The following is a 15,187-nucleotide window of genomic DNA, read 5'->3' on the forward strand; positions in this document are numbered from 1 at the left end:
ATGGGACCTGGAGCCTGTGGCGGCGTGAGCGTGTCAGAAGCACGTTGGCCGTTCGGTGAGTGTGACAGTGTCATTGCGGGTGATGCTGTGGATGCGTCCGGTGCGCAGTAGAGAGGGCAGGCTGATCGTCAGCTTGTGCGCGTGGGTGCGTGTGACGAAGCCTGGCGTGACGCGTGCGTGGAAGTGGGTGAATAAGTGAAAGCAGAAGAGGGGTGGCCCGTCCAAGTAGGTCGGGCCACCCCTCTTCCGTGTCCTTCAGCGAGCTGGAGGGAAGGGTCCTTCTTCGTCGGCGGCATCAAGGAAGCGATCCACCGATGCTGAGACCACGTCCAGGATAAGACCCCCGCTGCCCGCTCCGCGCTGACCGCGTAGATGACGCTTGAGTCCCTTGAGGAACTGGTACATCTCCGGAGACACGCCAGCTTGAATGCTTACACCAGGCGGGTGCTCGCCAGACCACTTTTCGATCAGCCACTCGTTGGCAAGGGCCGCGAGCTCCTCGGGGCTCGAGTCCTTAACAAGCCTCAGTGCAGCGTCGAGGTAGTGCCCGGGCATGAGATTGCGCCCAGAAGACTCGGCGTCATCATCAGCCTTCTTGAGAAGGCGCGCCTTGGTCTCCCCCTCGATGCGGCCGGACCAAGTCGGCCAGTTGCGCTCCGTCCTGTGCTTTATGAACGAACCGAGGACGGCGGCCTGCATGGGCGGCTTCGTGTCAGCAGCCTTCTTGCGAGTGCGCGGCTTCAAAGCCGGCTCAGCAGAGGTGGCTGTGAAACCGGGACCGTCGTTCCTGCGACGACCCGTAGCCGGGGGTTCAGGCGAAGCCTTCGCACCGCCAGGCTTCTCGATCTCCTCAGCCGGCTCGTCCGCTGGGGACGCCTTCGGGATTGCCGCTTCGGGGTCGGAAGAAGTCTTGTCAGGGGCCGCAGGGGTGGCTGCGCCCTCAGGAGGCAGGGACGGTGAGGGAACGACAGGGGACGCCTCAGGGGCGACGGGTGTCGGCGAGAACTCTGCCCCCTCGTGGGTAGAGGGGCGAGTCTCCGACCCAGGAGGGGCGGTGGTGGTGTGTTCTCCCTCTTTCGGCCCAGGAGAGTCGTAGTCGAGAGTCAGCGTGGGCGGTACCGCGACGGCAGTTGATGTCCCTCGTCGCTCGGACTCAGCAGAGTCATCGCCCAGGAACCCGCCCTCAGTGGCGTCGTTGCCCACATGCTCGATCGCGCTGAAGTCGAAAGACCGCGCCTTGCCACGTCCCCTCCTCCGCGGGGACTTCGGCGTTCCCTGCGTCGACTCCTCAGGTGAAGGCGTCATGACAGCCCTCGAATCCGGTCGATGATCTCCACGGTGAGATCCTCAAACCAGCCACTTGCTGCGTAGCTTGGCTCGTCAATGACGATGGGTCGACTGATGCCGTACGACGCGGAGATCTGCGGGCTCGTCCTGATCTCCTTCGTGAAAGGTGCCAGGTCGTGCTTGTTGAGGAAGGCGTCAACGGCGTCTGCTTCCTCAGTGCGCTTCGACGGTGGTTGGGCCTCGTTGATCACGGTTCCGAGGAATGCGGGGCGGCAAATGCCTCCCGTACGCTCCGGCACCTTGGCCACATTGTTCCGAACGACGCGAGCGCCGTCCGCGGTTGCAAGCCGGGGGTTGCAGACGGCGATCACGTAGTCGGCGGCGGCGAGGGCTACGGAGGCCAGGGCGTCGGCTGACGGCGGGGTGTCGACGATGATGAAGTCGAAGTCGTCCTGCAAGGTGAGCAGGAGATGGCGAAGGCTTGACACGGCCTCCCAGCCTCGCTTCGCGATTTCAGTGCGAGCGCGATCAGTCACGTTCATGACCGAGCCGATGACGCTGAGCGTGCCGGGCTTCTCGAAGTCCTTGAGCAGGACGGTCCTGTCAACCATGCGGCTACGCAGGGGCGTCATGCTTGCAAGCTCGTCTGAGTCGACCGCGTCGATGTAGTCGAGCAGTGCGCTTCCAATGTCCTGGGGCTTGCGCGCGAACGCACCCAAGGACACTCCGAGCTGGCCCTGGAGCTCGAGGTCGACCATGCCGACGCGGGCTCCACCACTGGCAAGGCTCGAGCCGATGTTGGCGGATGTCGTGGTTTTACCCACTCCACCCTTCTGGCTGGCTAGGACGATGACCTTCATGGGTGCCTTCCTCCCATTCCCCAGGTGCCTCGCCTAGATCTTTGCTTTCCGGGTTGCACTGCCGACGGCGATGGGGACTGAGACTGACAGATTCATGCTGACGGCCAAAAGGTTAACAGCAGGAGGGGGGCTCTCTGCGTGGAACCTGGGCACTTACAGCGTGTCGGTCATCGGCGATCGGGGATCGGGCGAGCCTGTCAGACTCGCCTGCGCTGGCAAGTGCCCCAGTTTATGCCGTTTTGGTGCATCCCATGAGTTCGAAGCGGACGGCAGCTGAACGTACTGGTGTGCTGTGAGGTGCTCGCACGGGTTCCGGCCGGTCAGGGCGGGCGGCTGATAGTCAGGGCCGACGAGTGCCGGACCGCCCAGCGAGATAGGCGAGCGGAAGCGCGCGTTGATAGGCGCCGCGTGCGCGGGAGGGGTGTGCGGTCGCGCCGCGAGATACCAGTAGGTGAGCAGAAGCCGTGGCAAGGAGATACGCCTGAGAAGGCGTCTTTCCGTTCCGACGCGGATCCGCATGAGCAGCTAGGTGCCACCGTGTCGGGCCGAGCCTGCGCCCCGGCGCAAAGGCGGAAGCGCTGCTGCGTGAGAACACGGAGCAAGGCAGCGAGGCACGAACTCAAGTAGCAGCGGGGGCGAGCGCGCGAAGAAGCGAGAAAGTATGTGCGCCATGAACGACGCACAGGAGACTGCCTGCTCGGATGTGCGCACGCAACAGTTGGTTTGAGCAAGTAGGAAAGCTAGAGCGGGAGACAGAGCGCAAGGGTGCTCGCGTGGAACGAAGTACGTGAATACGGGTGCGAGTGTCAGCGCGAGAAGCAATGTAAGTAGGCGGATAAGGAAGAGTGGCTGCGACTAAAGCAGCGCGCAAGAAGATAGCTCTACAGGAGAGAAGGCCAGAAGTAGAGCGAGCGAGTGTAGAGGTAAGTGATAAAGCAAGCTAGTGGAAGTGTAAGGACTGCCGGGAGAAAGAAAGAGTAGAAGAATGTAAACAAGTGAGTAAGAAGGTGGAAAGGAAGGAGTGCGCGCAAGCAGACGGTGAAGGGCGTTGAGAGGAACGAGAGCGACTCTAGAGGGCAGTAAGCGGATTAGTTAGAGAGGAAGAATGAGAATGCGTAGGCGATAGACGACAAAGGCAAGAGCGAGCGAGGTGCAGGCAGCACGAGTGATGCAAGCGAGGGGTCAGGGGGCGTGCGAGGAAGCGCGCGTAAGTGTGCGTGCGTGAAAGTGTGTGAATTAGTGAAACGCACGCGTGCGCTCGTGCCGGGCGGGGAGTGATGGCGAGGTGGGGTGTAGTGCAACGGAAGAGGTGTGGCCTGTGGCGTCAGGCGAAACGGGTTGGCGTTGCAGATGCGCGGGTGTGATCGCGGGCGTGAGTGCGTGCCTGAAAGTGTGTGAATTAGTGATTCCATCGTGCTCGCGGCCGGTGGGAGGCGAGAGTCGATGGGAAGGAGTGCGGTGTAACGGTTGGGGCTTCGCTCGCGGGGGCGCGTGCAGCGAAGTGAGCGCGCAGGTGAACGCGCTCGGTGGAGGAAGTGAGTGCGTGCGTGCGTGAAAGTGTGTGAATTCGTGAACTAGCCCTTGCGGAGGGTGGGGTCGGTGGGCTGTGTCCAGCCGGTGGTGGTCTGAATAGTCGGCGTCAGTCGGGGTCGTTTAGCTGGTGGGCAGTGGCCTAGGCGTAGCCGGCGTTCATGCTGCGGATTCGCCGGGTGAGGGGCGCGGGTGCTCGTGCGGGCCGCCGTTGTTCACCTCGACGAGCAGCAGCCCCTGCCCTTCGCTCCGGTCCTCGATGTGGATGTAGGGGACGTTGGTGGCGGGGCCCCACTGGGTGCGGCGGCGGATGAGGACGCTGATGCCGTGGACCTGCATCTCGTAGACGTCGCTAGGGGTGTTGTCGTTCGGGGAGGCGTCGACCACGGTGATCGACGCGTCGCGGATGCGGTGGAGTTCGGGGTCGGGCATGGCGGGTCCCTGGGTGGTTGGAGCGGAGTCGGGGGGAGTAGGTGGCGGGGTCGAGCGCGAGAAGGGCGTCGGCGACGGCCGAGAAGAGGTGGGAGGGGACGAGGCTGGAGTTCTGCAGCAGCGCGAGCTTGTCGCCGGGGGCCGCCGCGTCGACTGCGTCGAGCAGATGCTGGTCCTCGGTGTCGTCGCTGGCCCACTGGGACGCCTCGGAGGTGAGTGCGTCCAGGAGCGCTTCGGCGGCGGCCGTGCGGGCGCTAGGGGTGGTCATCTGTGGTCCTCAGGGGTGTGGAGCCGAGCGCGCATTGGGCGAATCCGGCCGTGTGTATGGGGCAGGAGGAGCCGGAGGTGTCAGGACGGGGCGGGGACGGCGTGAGTCAGGCTGAGCCGAGTGAGGGGGGCGTCGTTGTTCCACCTCTCGATGCAGTCGGGGCAGGTGGCCAGCCGGGGGTCGGCGGCGGCCGGGCGGTTGGCGCCTCCACACAGGGCCGCTCCTGCGGGGTTGGGCGCCAGCGGGCGGGGGAGCGGGGCCGGCCGCCAGCGGCGGGGGTCAGTCTGCTCCGGGATGCACGCGTCGGCGAAGGGGACCGGGGGGGCCTCGTGCACGGCGAGGGCCAGTTGGAGCAGCCGGTCGCGTACTGCCTCTCGCAGGCCGTGGAGGGCGATGCCGTTGCTGCCGGTCCACACGGCGACGGCGATCTCGCCGGGCTCAACCACTGCGCCATCGATGTCCATGCCGGGAAAGAGCAGTTCAGCCCCGCTGGAGGCGTGGGCCCATTCGAGTCGTTCGCTCATCAGGAAAGTCCTTGGAGGTGTGGGGGAGCAGAGAAGGGAGGGGCGGTCGGTGGCGTGCCCTGCGCTGGCAGGGCCGGGGTTCATTCGGGCTCTCACGCGCCCCGGACGGTGGACTGGCCGGTGTTGAGGTCCATCACCAGCCGCGATCCCGCTACGGGACAGGTGAAGCTGGAGTAGTCGCGCAGCGCGTGCTCGATGTCGGTACCGCCGTAGTCGACCGGGGTCTTCGCCCCCGACTCGTGCCGGGCGGAAGCGTTGACGCTCCAGCACACGGGGTCGTAGTCGTTGTCGTGCGTGCTGAAGGTGACGTGGGTGACCGGCATGGAATGGTCGGTGAGCCCCTCGCGGTGCAGTACGGCACTGTCTGCGCGGAGCGTGGCCAGGAGCCGGACCTCGACCCGTGCGAAGCGGCGGGTGCTGATGCGCCTGGCCAGCTCGTCGAGCTGCTGCTCGTCCAAGGCGTCGAGGAGGGAATCGATGATCGATTCGGTAGCGAGCACCGAGCTGCTGGCGCGCGCCGGGCTGGGGCGGTCGCTCATGACGTGAACTCCTGTGAAGAGGGCGGGTAAGAACGGGCGGAAGGCGTGTTACGGCTGGGGGACGCTCTGCCGGCGGACGGGCACGCGCGTGTCGACGACGAGCTGTGAGTACGCGGGGTCCTTGCGCCAGATCCGTCGTTTGATCCACAGGACCGGGCTTGCGGCGCGGGACGCCGGTAGCCGGCCACGCGCGTGTTGGTGATCAGTGGGTGACGGGCTCGAAGTGCTTGTGTCGTCGACCCAGGCGCGGTAGTCGCGGGCGTACTCCTCGTACACCCGCTGCACGGCGCGGTGATGGTCGTCGACGTCGAATGCGGGCCGCACCAGGGCGTCGATGGCGGCCTGGTCGCCATTGAACCGGGTGGCATGCGGTGATGCTGAGGGGGAGCCGTCCTGGGACCAGTGGCCGAACAGCAGAGTGGGCAGGATGCGGCTCGCTCTCGTGGCGGCGGGGCTAGGAGGCCAGGACGACGCGGATGTGCTCGCCGTGGCTGGGCTTCGACCAGCGGGTGAGGGAGTCGAGCGCGGCGGCGATGTCCGTGAAGTGGTCGTGGTCGCCAAATCCGCCGGTTACCTCCCCGGTCGTGCCGCTGTACATCTCGGTCACTTCGGCGCCACGCCAGCCGGGCCCGCCCCAGTACTCGAAGACCACGGCGTCGGGCATAGGGGCCTGGTTGGCGTAGTGCTTGAGGAGGGCGCGGCGCAGCGCGGCCCACCGGCGTTCGGTGTACATGTACGGGTGGAGGTCGCCGACCGGCTTGCCCTTGCTGCCCCAGCCGCAGCCCTCGCAGTAGCGCAGCCCTCGGTAGTTGTAGGCGGGGCAGGACGGATTGCCGCAGCGCCACAGGTAGCCGGCCTGGCGGAAGAGTTCGTGGGCGAGACGGGTCTGGGTCTCGTCGGCATGGGCGGTGAGACGGGCTATGACGGAGCGAACTGCGTCGGCTTCGGACATGGGGTTCTCCGCAAGGGGCATGGAGGAGCGGCGTGTGGCTCCTGGGGGTGTGAGGTGGAGGGGAACGGTGCCCTCAACACCAACAACAATACATAGTGAAACTCAAATACGCAACATCTCGGAGGTGGTGTGGTCTCTTCCAGCACCGTGCAGGCAAGCCGTCGTGCTTCTCCAGGACCTTCAGGACGGCCCGTTCGCGGCGCAGCTTCGGGTGGCCTCGGCGAGAGCGTACGATCTCCACCTCGTGCGAGCGGGTCCTTTGGGAGCATCGCCACCGAAGCGCTCGCTGTCTGCTCGTCCTCAGCCATTCCGGGGATCACGGCTCCGCTCCTGGGTCACCATCAGGGGCATGCGTGAAGAGGACTTTCAGGAAGAGTAGTACCTCGGCGACGACGTCATCCACTTCACCGACGCGCCCCTGTGGGACGGAGAGGCGCTGCCGAAGTCGCGAAGGACCAAGAACTTCAAGAACCGGCATCTGCTGCCGGCAGCCAGAGTTCGGCTGCTCGACTACTTCGACACGGGGCGTACGCCACCCAAGGAGATCTGCGCCGCCGTACGGCACACGGCGTGGGAGGACCTGGAAGTAGCGGGAGGGCCGCTCGACGCCGTCGGTGACCGGCTCTACGTCCTGGAGTTTCGGTCCATGGTCGAGAAGTTGTCCTACATCAAGGTCGGGCGGGCGGAGAACAGGCCCGACAACACCCGCGAGGTTTCGGATCGCATCTCACGTCATGAGAGCGACGCGCAGGTGACTCAGGCGCTCCTCTTCCGGGCGTGGATCTCCCGTCCGTGCGTCACGGCTGAAGCATGGGAGAAAGGGTCAAGGATCATCTGACCGCCGTGACGGAGATCCTTAAGGTCGGCGTACTGGTCAAGAAGGAGTACTTCCGAGGCATCAGCCCCTTAAGCCCGGCCCCCAAGCGCTCTGCAGGCCATCGACGAGAGGACAATGTCATGACAGCACCTACCGGCCTGGTCATCCCGGCTGAGGCCGACGACTCATGGGAGCTGGCCGACCGCTGGCGAGGCTATCTCTCCGAGGTTCGTGCTGGCCGTCTTGTGCTGAAGGGCAACACCAACTGGCCCCGGTCCGAAGGGAGCCGGACACGAGTCCGTCCGGAAGACCACCGCAGCGCGCCCGCCGGACCAGGATCACCGGATCGGGGAAAGGTCCCCGAACTCCCGTGCCCTCCCACCGGGCGGAGGGGTTGAGGTTGTGGCATGGGCTCGATGCGGTGCGGGGAGGACCGGGGTGTCGGCGGTGGCCGGGACGGCAGCGGCCGTTCAAGAACTCGACGGGGACCAGCGCGCAGCGCTCGACGCCTGCGTGGTCGCGGCGCTGGCCTTGAGCAGCAGTGAGGGCGAGGCACAGGGGCGGATGCGGCTGCTGATGGAGTGCCATGGTCGCTACGTGCGCTCGTTCGGGGTCCTTGAGCAGGCACCGTCGTACGAGGTGTTCGCCCGTCGGCTCCGCGGAGGCCGGGTGGCCGACCTTTTGCCGGGACGGCCCCAGGGATCAGTGCTTGGCAAGCTGTGGCTGCTCGATGACGACGGCATGCCCAGCTCGGCGCTGCACCGGCTCGCGGTGGAGGCCTCTGAGCACGGCCACCAGGCCCCGGGGATCGGTGCCGACATCCGTCATCTGCACAGTCTGCTGCGGGCGGTGGGGATGCTGCCGGTGAGTACTGGGCTGTCGCGGATCTCCGGCGAGACCGTCCAGCACGCCGTCTTCCGCGCGTTGGGCGCCGCCGGCTTCGAGGCGTACACCCGGGGCCGGGAGACGATGGTCCGCACACCCGTCCTGACACGGCGCGTTTTGTCCCGGAATACCGCGTTGGTCGAGCTGGGCGCGTACACCGGTATCTCCCCGACGCGGCAGTTCGGCGGCCTGTGGGCAGCGTGTCCGATGTGCAGGTGGACGATGCGGGCCACCTACCGCCCCAACGGCATGGTGGATGTCGAGTGTGAGGACGAGCGCCACCGTCTGCTGGGCGCCCGGTACCGGGCCGAGCCGATTGCGGTGGGCTGGCGCTTGGCCCCGTGCGGCGAGTTGCGCATCGTGCCGGAGCTGCTGCCCGTGGAGGGCTACGTGGCGTTGCCCTACGCCCTGTGGCTGTGGGTGACGCTCCCGGGCCTGCTGGAGGTCGAGCTGCGCGACCGGTTGGTCGCCTTGGGCGCGGAGGTGCGGCTGTGGCCGTTCGGTGACGCTTATGACCTGCATGTCACTCGTCCCCGCCGGTCCAGGGTGTGGCGCGTTGACGTCAAGACCTGGGCCGACCCGTACGGGCTGGCCCAGAAGCTGCGTGAGGATCCCGAGGGGCCCGGCGAGCTGTGCTTCGTGGTGCCTGAGCACCTGCGGGGGTACCTGCCGCTGCTGCGCCGGGTGGTGCGGGACAGTGGGGCGCGCGTGCTGACCGATGCCGACCTGGTGGCGGAGGTGGAGGGGGCGTGAGCAGGACGCTTGCCGGGGCTCTGGCCTTGGCCGAGTACCTTCTTCCCGCCCGGTTCCGCGACGGGCGGCAGGTGGTGCGCGTCGCGGACGCCCATGTCCTGTTGAGCGGGCACACCCCGCGTGCCGTGGCGGGCTGGGAGCAGTGGTCGGAGGCGGACAAGCAGCGCCTTGGCGTGCTGTTGGGCACCCGTCACCGGGGGGAGGCGCTACTGCACCACGTCGAGCGGACCGTCTATGACGTCTTCCACACACCGGACTCGGATGACCCGCTGCCCGCTCTCTACGCGCTCGGGTACAGCGAGCGGGGGCGGGCGCTTGAAGTGCTGCCGACTCACGGGCAGAACCCTGCGGACATCGTCGATCGCCTGCTCGCGCCGGCCAGGCGCCGGCGGCTGCTGCGGGTCGCGAGCGGGTCGGGCTGGTCGGCGCCGACATCGCGAGGCCGGGTACAGCTCGCTTTCCCGGACGAGCAAGGGGTGTACAAGCCGCCTCGGGTCGTGACCGCGCCGTCGGTGGATTTGGTGGTGGACGCCGATGAGCTCGGCTGGCAGAGTCGGGACACCGACCAGGACATAAAAGGCCCGGCCTTCCGCGAGAAGCAGATTGCGCTGCTGCTGCGCGGGACCATCGGTGGCGGGCAGCGCCCCCTGGAACCCGTCGTCCTGCCGCCGGGCCGGATGCACCTGCTGAGTGCGCCTCCGGGCGTGGGCAAGAACGTCTTCGGCCGAGGGCTGGCGATCCAGCAGGCGGGTCTGCGCCGCACCACCGTGCTGGTGGTCAGTGATAACGGTGACGTCTATGGCGAGGCCGCCACCTTGCAGCAGGAGCTGCGGGCGGCGGGCGTCGAGGAGACGGCCACGCCGTTCATCGCCCCCAACAGCCGCTACAACTTCGCACTGCGCTCCGCCGCGAAGCTGGAGGGCACCGGCGTGCCGCTGGCGCAGGCCTCGGCGGGCATCGACTTCCTCGTCAACAATTCCGCCTACGGGTGCGCCGCGCAGGCGCAGCTTGAGGGACGCGACGCCTTCGAGGGTGGCAGGGAGCCGTGCACGGTCACGGCGTCGGACGCCTTCGAGCGACCGGAGCGTGCGCTGTGCCCGTATGTGTCGTCCTGTGGGAAGTTCTCCCACGTCGAGGCCGCGACGACGGCAAGGATCATCGTGACCACCCACGCCTGCTTCCAGTCCGGGGTGATCAAAATTCCGGTGGAGGTCGACGGGGAGGTCCGCAACAGGATCAGCGTGCGCGAGTTCCTTCTGCGCCTGGCGTCCTATGTGGTCGTCGACGAGATCGATGCCTACCAGTCGCGGGGGTTCGACGAGTGCGGCGTGCTGGAGCTCGCGTCCCGCTCCCGCCCGACCACGGTGCTGCGGCGCATTCGCGACAGCCTGCACCAGGCGCCGCCGCGGCTGGCGGTGGCCGTGCGCCGGCCCCTGACCCGGGCGGTGTTCCTGGCCGAGCAGATGCTCGACCTGGTGGCCGGGGAAGAGGTCTGCACCGAGGTCGCCCAGGCGCGGGCCCTGGCCCGCGGCCAGGACCCGCGCCGGACGCGGCAGGTCCTGCAGGACCGCAAGCGCTGGTATCAGCCCCATCAGTGGGACCGGCATTTGCTGGAGAACCTGATCGGGGTGGATCCCGAGGTCGCGGCCACCGACGAGCAGGCCGACTGTCTGCAGGCCTTGCTCCCGCGCGTGGCCACCCGGCCAGGCGACCGCCCATACTCCGCCGTCCTACCGGACCGGCTGCTGCCCGTCCCGGACGTGCTGGAGCGGATGCTCACGATCGACGAGGGCGGCGAGTGGCAGCTTGGCTCCCTCAAGGACGAACTGCGGGAGATCCTCTCCGCCGCGCTGCCCGCCTTCTGCGCCGCCGAAGGCGGAGCCGACGAAACACCTGCCGAGTCCACGGTCCCGGCACAGCGCGGGCCCAACCAGCCGGAGCCGGAGCGGGCGCCCACGCGCACCGAGGTCACCGCAGGCGTCCTGCACGCGCTGATCATGAAGACGTGGCTGACGGCCATCGTCCACACGATGTTCAACCTGACCGACAGAGCCGGCGAACTCGCCGGGCACGGCATCGACGCGGCCTCCGAGCTCGCCGACGCGATCGGCCACCAGGGCGCCGGCACCGTCGTCCCGTTCGGGCCGCTGGGACGCCAGCTGGGCGGGTTCCGCTTCGAAGGGCTGGACGATCCAGGTGCCCATGCGAGTTTGAAGATGGAGGTGCTGCGCGCCGACCCCCACACCGAGACGCAGTTCCTCGGCAGCATCGTCTCCCTCGCCCTCAGCGGCCGCCAGCGTACTGTCCTGGGCATGTCCGCCACCGGCTTCATGCCGGGCGCGGCCCGCACCCATCTGCTCGGCCGCCCCGACTGGGCGATGCCCGACACCCTCCGCGAGGGTCTGACCATCTACAACAGCACCCCCGTCGCCGACGGAAAGCTCTTGGCCGTCGGCAGCACCCCCTACCGCGAACGCGACCAGCGGGTCATCTCACTGGCCGCCGGCTACGCACCAGACCTGGTGCGCGACCTGGACCGGCTCGCCGCGGAGGCGCGCACCCGGCATCGCGCGCGGGCCCTGATCACCGTCAATTCCTACCGGCAGGCGCGCCTGTTCGCCCAGGCCCTGTACGACACCGCGCTCGCCCTCGGGCGGCGGCTGCGAATCTACGTCGCCGTCGCGGACACCCCCGACCTGTCTCTGCCGCCGGTCTGCGACGCGATCGGCCAGCTCACCCGCGACCGTTTCGCGGAGCTGGCGGACCTCGACGGCGAGGTACTCATCTCACCGCTGCCACGCACCGAGCGGGGCTTGAACGTACTGACCGTGTTCGAGGGCGTCGCCGTGTCTGCCATCACCCTGATCGCCATGGGTGTGCGGCCGGTCATGCCGGCCGACGACCCGGCGGTGCTGGCGGCCAGTGTCGCCGCCCGGGCTTGGCGCGACACCGTGCCCGGCGACGACCCCGCCGCCGTCCTGACCCGAGCCCGCGCGGCGGCCGACGCGCACCTGCGCCTGAACCTCAACGCGCCCAAGCGCTTCTCCTCCCTGCCCGACGAGCTGAAGTACGAACTCGTCGCCACCCTCCTCGGGCAGAGCGTTCAGCTGGCGGGCCGCGGACGCCGCGGTCAGACCCACGTCGAGCTCCACTTCATCGACGGCGCCTTCCACGACCCCACCTGGGGGTCTGACCTGCCCACCCTGATCCGCGGGCTGCTCGAGCGGTCCCCTCAGGACGACCTCGCGCAGCTCGGCGCTTCTTACGGCTACACCATCGAGGAAATCGCCGAGTACGCCCACGCCCAGCACCTGCTCCCCGCGCTGCGCGCGGGCTTTGACGCCTACCTGGGAGAGTACGCATGAGTCGCCCGCTCGACAGCGTCGCCCGCAAGCAGGCCCGCCTGCTGCAGTTCCGCACCGCTCCCGCCGACCTGGGCGAGGTGATCGCCTACCGGCCAGACGCCCCCGTCATGGATCTGGCCATGGAGCTCTCGCGCGAGTACAAGCGCAACGTTGGCACCGGTCTGGACGTGCAGCCGCCCTACCGGGCGCTGGAGTGTGTCCTGCGCGCGGCGGCGGGTACCTGGGCGCGCTGGCAGTGGAACGACGGCTGCTACGAGCTCCTGTGCGCGGCGCCGATCAGCGCCGAGGACCGGCGCGACGTGTTCTGCTACTGGGCCGAAGCCGTGGTCCCCGGTGCCGACGGTCGGCGCATCGGCGAACATCTGGCCGAACTCCTTGCCCGGGCCGAGCCCCGCTCCGCCGTTCTGCCCCCGCCGCCGAGCGCCGGCAAGCGCTCGCGCGCCTGGTGGCCGGGCGAGCTCGCCCGCTGGCGCCTGGCCGAGGAACTCGCCGCCCTCGAGTGGCCCCGCAACAACGGCGCCCCCGTCCGTTTCGCTCTGTGCACCGACGGACGCCTGGCCGCGATCGGTCACGAACTGTCCGCCGAACCCGACCGCAAGGGCGTCGTGCGCCACCTGCTGCCCCGTATCACCATCGGCACTGCCGCCAGCGGGCATTCCCGGCGTCACGCGGTGACCGTGAACGCCAGCACCACCCTCCTCGCCACCTCCTGGAAGGGTGTCGCCACCGTCTTGCTGGCCAACCCCGACCAGCCGCTCGTCGTCGCCGCGGCCACCGACGGCCCGCCGTGGAGGCGCCGACTGAACGTCCCTGCGGTCGCCGCCAGCCGCCGCCTGGCCGCCCTGCCCCGCCTGAGCGCGAACGTGCCGCCCTTCCCAGAGCACCTCGCCGAGGACGCCCTGGCCGGCACCGCCCCGGGGCCGGTCTGGGCCGTCGCCCCGGCCAGCGTCCGCACCCCCGGCCTGGGCCGCGGACACGGCATGGAGTTCTTCCGCCGCGTCGAGGAGGCCATCGACACCCGGTGCGAGAAGTACAGCCACCGCAGCCCCGTGTTCATCGAGGTCCCCGGCATCAAGGTGCCGCCCACCGAGAGCGGCTCACGCGTCAGCGGACCGATCCCCCTCGAACGGATCCCCGCCGCCCTGGACGCCGCCGGCGTGGACACCCTCCTCGTCCCCGTCCTGTGGAGCACCGACGAGGTCCGCGCCCGGGTGAAGGCCGCGATCGCCGCCCAGTGGGGCCCCAGCGAAGACTGGAAGGCCGCCGAAGGCGTCGCCGAACCCGCCGTCGGCGGGCGTATCGAGGTCATCTTCCTCCACGACAAGGCCAGCGCCCTCGGCCACGGACCGCGCACCAGCGCGGAACGTGAGCGGGACCTGGCGCAAATGCTCGCCCCCCACACCCGCAAGGACACACTCATCGCAGCTATCTGCGAGACCGACTGGGATCCCGAGCGCTGGTACCCGAGCGTCGAAGCCCGCGAGAAGGCCGAGGCCGAGGACGGCAAGTGGCCCTCCAAGCAGGCTCTCGCACGCCTCGCAGCGACCTCTCAGTACATCAAGCAGGCCCCGCCGCCGGTCCCCACCCACACCCGGGAGGGCAAGCCCTACAACGAGAAGTACCGCGCGAAGAAGGTCGCCTCCCGCCAGAGCGGCCTCGACAGCTCGACCGCAAACGTGCTGCGCGAGATCCTCAGCGGCGTCGGCGCCACCGACCACCGCCTCAGTGCCGCGTTCGGCAAACTGCCGCTCGAGAACTGGTGGCACATCGGCATCCACGTCCGCCGCCACGCCCAGCGCCGCACACCCGGCAAGCGCCGCACCACCGAACCGGCACCGATCACCGCAACCCTCACCGCCATGCGCCCCACCGGCGGAAAGGACGCCCCCTGGCAGATCTGGTCCTACAGCCCCCAGGCCGGGCAATGGCAGCCCCACAGTCCGGCCACCACCACGCTGCACGCCGCCGACCTCGCCTGGGACGTCAGCGGATACCGCGCCGCTGCGGACGAGACACTCCAGGCCCGCGCCGCCGCGGACATCGTCGAGCAGGCCCTCATCGCCACCCGCACTCAACTCCCCGCACCAGCCCCCGCAGTGCTCTACGTCGACGGCGACGCAGCCGAATACATCTGGGCGGGCCTCACCGACGAAGCCCTGGGCCAGGACCCGCCGCCCGGCATGCCCCGGCCAGCGTCCTGGCTGCCCGGCCACAGCCTCCCCCGCGCCCAGCGACCCCTGGCCACCGTCCGCGTCATCGGTGACCTGGAACGCATCGGCCGCCCCACCGGAGCCCACATGCGCACCAGCGATGGCACCTGGCGCGCCACCGACACCACCAACAGCCTCTTCCAACTCGCCACCGACGACGGCACCCTCACCTACCCCGACCTCCTGCTCGTCAACGTCCCCCGCACCTGGGCCGCCGGCCCCGCCGGCCGCTTCGGCAAGGACGAGACACGCTTCGACAGCGGCAGCCAGAGCAAGAACGGCTACGCCCACACCGCCACCCGGTACACGGTCATCGCCCAGGGCCCCGACGTCGACTGCGACCTCATCGGAGCCGTCGCCGCTGTCCTGACCAACCAGGGCATCACCTCCGACGTCCGCCAAAGCACCCCCACCCCCCTCCACCTCGCCCGCAGGATGGACTCCACCCACCCCTACTACCGCCGCACCGCGGAGAGCGCCGAGGACTCCCCCGATGCCGCCGAAGACGGGAACACCGCGCACGAGGAGACGACCAGCCTGTGACCCGAGGCGCGGTGGCACGGGCGAGGAGACAGACAGGGCGCTGCAGGCCGCGATCGGGATCCGGCGTCCCGGGCAGCTCGCGACCCGCAGGCCGCCGGACGGAGCTGCTGCTCCGCAGGGAGAGAATGGGGCGAATGCGCGCTGCACCCATTGCCTGCGGCGCGTTGTGCGGGGTTCAGGACCGCTGGGCGGGCGGCGGGCCTCGTGAGGGGGGCAGGTCGC

General features: G+C 68.7%; 11 protein-coding genes. 4 read left to right on the forward strand and 7 right to left on the reverse strand.

Going from position 1 to position 15,187, the window contains the following annotated elements; translation table 11 throughout:
- Positions 1–255: 255 nt before the first annotated feature.
- The 7 genes from IG88_RS0107635 to IG88_RS40145 all read right to left on the reverse strand — a co-directional run bounded on the left by IG88_RS0107635 (position 256) and on the right by IG88_RS40145 (position 6,392).
- Positions 256–699, reverse strand: a complete 444-nt coding sequence (locus tag IG88_RS0107635; RefSeq protein WP_031036477.1) for a hypothetical protein — start codon at positions 697–699, stop codon at positions 256–258.
- Positions 700–1,301: 602 nt separating this feature from the next.
- On the reverse strand, positions 1,302–2,147 hold the full coding sequence (locus tag IG88_RS0107640) for a ParA family protein (protein ID WP_031036479.1): 846 nt from the start codon (positions 2,145–2,147) through the stop codon (positions 1,302–1,304).
- 1,689 nt (positions 2,148–3,836) lie between these two features.
- Complete coding sequence (locus tag IG88_RS0107645) at positions 3,837–4,109, reverse strand: hypothetical protein (protein WP_031036482.1); 273 nt, start codon at positions 4,107–4,109, stop codon at positions 3,837–3,839.
- 348 nt (positions 4,110–4,457) lie between these two features.
- Positions 4,458–4,901 carry a hypothetical protein gene (locus tag IG88_RS43735; RefSeq protein WP_031036485.1) on the reverse strand — a complete coding sequence of 148 codons (444 nt, stop codon included), beginning with the start codon at positions 4,899–4,901 and terminating at the stop codon, positions 4,458–4,460.
- Positions 4,902–4,993: 92 nt separating this feature from the next.
- Positions 4,994–5,440 (reverse strand): hypothetical protein, encoded by a 447-nt coding sequence (locus IG88_RS0107655; protein WP_031036488.1) that lies wholly within the window; start codon positions 5,438–5,440, stop codon positions 4,994–4,996.
- 48 nt (positions 5,441–5,488) lie between these two features.
- On the reverse strand, positions 5,489–5,764 hold the full coding sequence (locus IG88_RS0107660) for a hypothetical protein (protein ID WP_031036490.1): 276 nt from the start codon (positions 5,762–5,764) through the stop codon (positions 5,489–5,491).
- A gap of 130 nt (positions 5,765–5,894) precedes the next feature.
- Positions 5,895–6,392 (reverse strand): hypothetical protein, encoded by a 498-nt coding sequence (locus tag IG88_RS40145; RefSeq protein WP_051851811.1) that lies wholly within the window; start codon positions 6,390–6,392, stop codon positions 5,895–5,897.
- A 646-nt stretch (positions 6,393–7,038) separates the two neighbouring features.
- Between IG88_RS40145 and IG88_RS0107670 the strand changes: the two genes are divergently transcribed.
- From IG88_RS0107670 to IG88_RS0107685, 4 genes are all read left to right on the forward strand, one after another.
- Positions 7,039–7,230, forward strand: a complete 192-nt coding sequence (locus tag IG88_RS0107670; protein ID WP_031036495.1) for a hypothetical protein — start codon at positions 7,039–7,041, stop codon at positions 7,228–7,230.
- Between the two features lie 417 nt (positions 7,231–7,647).
- A complete protein-coding gene (locus IG88_RS0107675; protein ID WP_031036498.1) occupies positions 7,648–8,847 on the forward strand; it encodes a hypothetical protein in 1,200 nt (399 codons plus the stop codon).
- Positions 8,844–12,212 carry a hypothetical protein gene (locus IG88_RS0107680; RefSeq protein ID WP_158853813.1) on the forward strand — a complete coding sequence of 1,123 codons (3,369 nt, stop codon included), beginning with the start codon at positions 8,844–8,846 and terminating at the stop codon, positions 12,210–12,212. Before IG88_RS0107675 ends, IG88_RS0107680 begins: the two co-directional genes overlap by 4 nt.
- A complete protein-coding gene (locus tag IG88_RS0107685; RefSeq protein WP_031036505.1) occupies positions 12,209–14,965 on the forward strand; it encodes an RNAseH domain-containing protein in 2,757 nt (918 codons plus the stop codon). Before IG88_RS0107680 ends, IG88_RS0107685 begins: the two co-directional genes overlap by 4 nt.
- Positions 14,966–15,187: the final 222 nt, after the last annotated feature.

It is taken from the genome of Streptomyces sp. NRRL F-5650 (genome assembly GCF_000721365.1).
Lineage (GTDB): Bacteria > Actinomycetota > Actinomycetes > Streptomycetales > Streptomycetaceae > Streptomyces > Streptomyces ardesiacus.

Excerpts from the sequence above, each read along its gene's own strand:
- IG88_RS0107635 (WP_031036477.1), bottom strand. The coding sequence starts at position 699 with ATGCAGGCCGCCGTCCTCGGTTCGTTCATAAAGCACAGGACGGAGCGC.
- IG88_RS0107640 (WP_031036479.1), bottom strand. The coding sequence starts at position 2,147 with ATGAAGGTCATCGTCCTAGCCAGCCAGAAGGGTGGAGTGGGTAAAACC.
- IG88_RS0107645 (WP_031036482.1), bottom strand. The coding sequence starts at position 4,109 with ATGCCCGACCCCGAACTCCACCGCATCCGCGACGCGTCGATCACCGTG.
- IG88_RS43735 (WP_031036485.1), bottom strand. The coding sequence starts at position 4,901 with ATGAGCGAACGACTCGAATGGGCCCACGCCTCCAGCGGGGCTGAACTG.
- IG88_RS0107655 (WP_031036488.1), bottom strand. The coding sequence starts at position 5,440 with ATGAGCGACCGCCCCAGCCCGGCGCGCGCCAGCAGCTCGGTGCTCGCT.
- IG88_RS40145 (WP_051851811.1), bottom strand. The coding sequence starts at position 6,392 with ATGTCCGAAGCCGACGCAGTTCGCTCCGTCATAGCCCGTCTCACCGCC.
- IG88_RS0107670 (WP_031036495.1), top strand. The coding sequence starts at position 7,039 with ATGGTCGAGAAGTTGTCCTACATCAAGGTCGGGCGGGCGGAGAACAGG.
- IG88_RS0107685 (WP_031036505.1), top strand. The coding sequence starts at position 12,209 with ATGAGTCGCCCGCTCGACAGCGTCGCCCGCAAGCAGGCCCGCCTGCTG.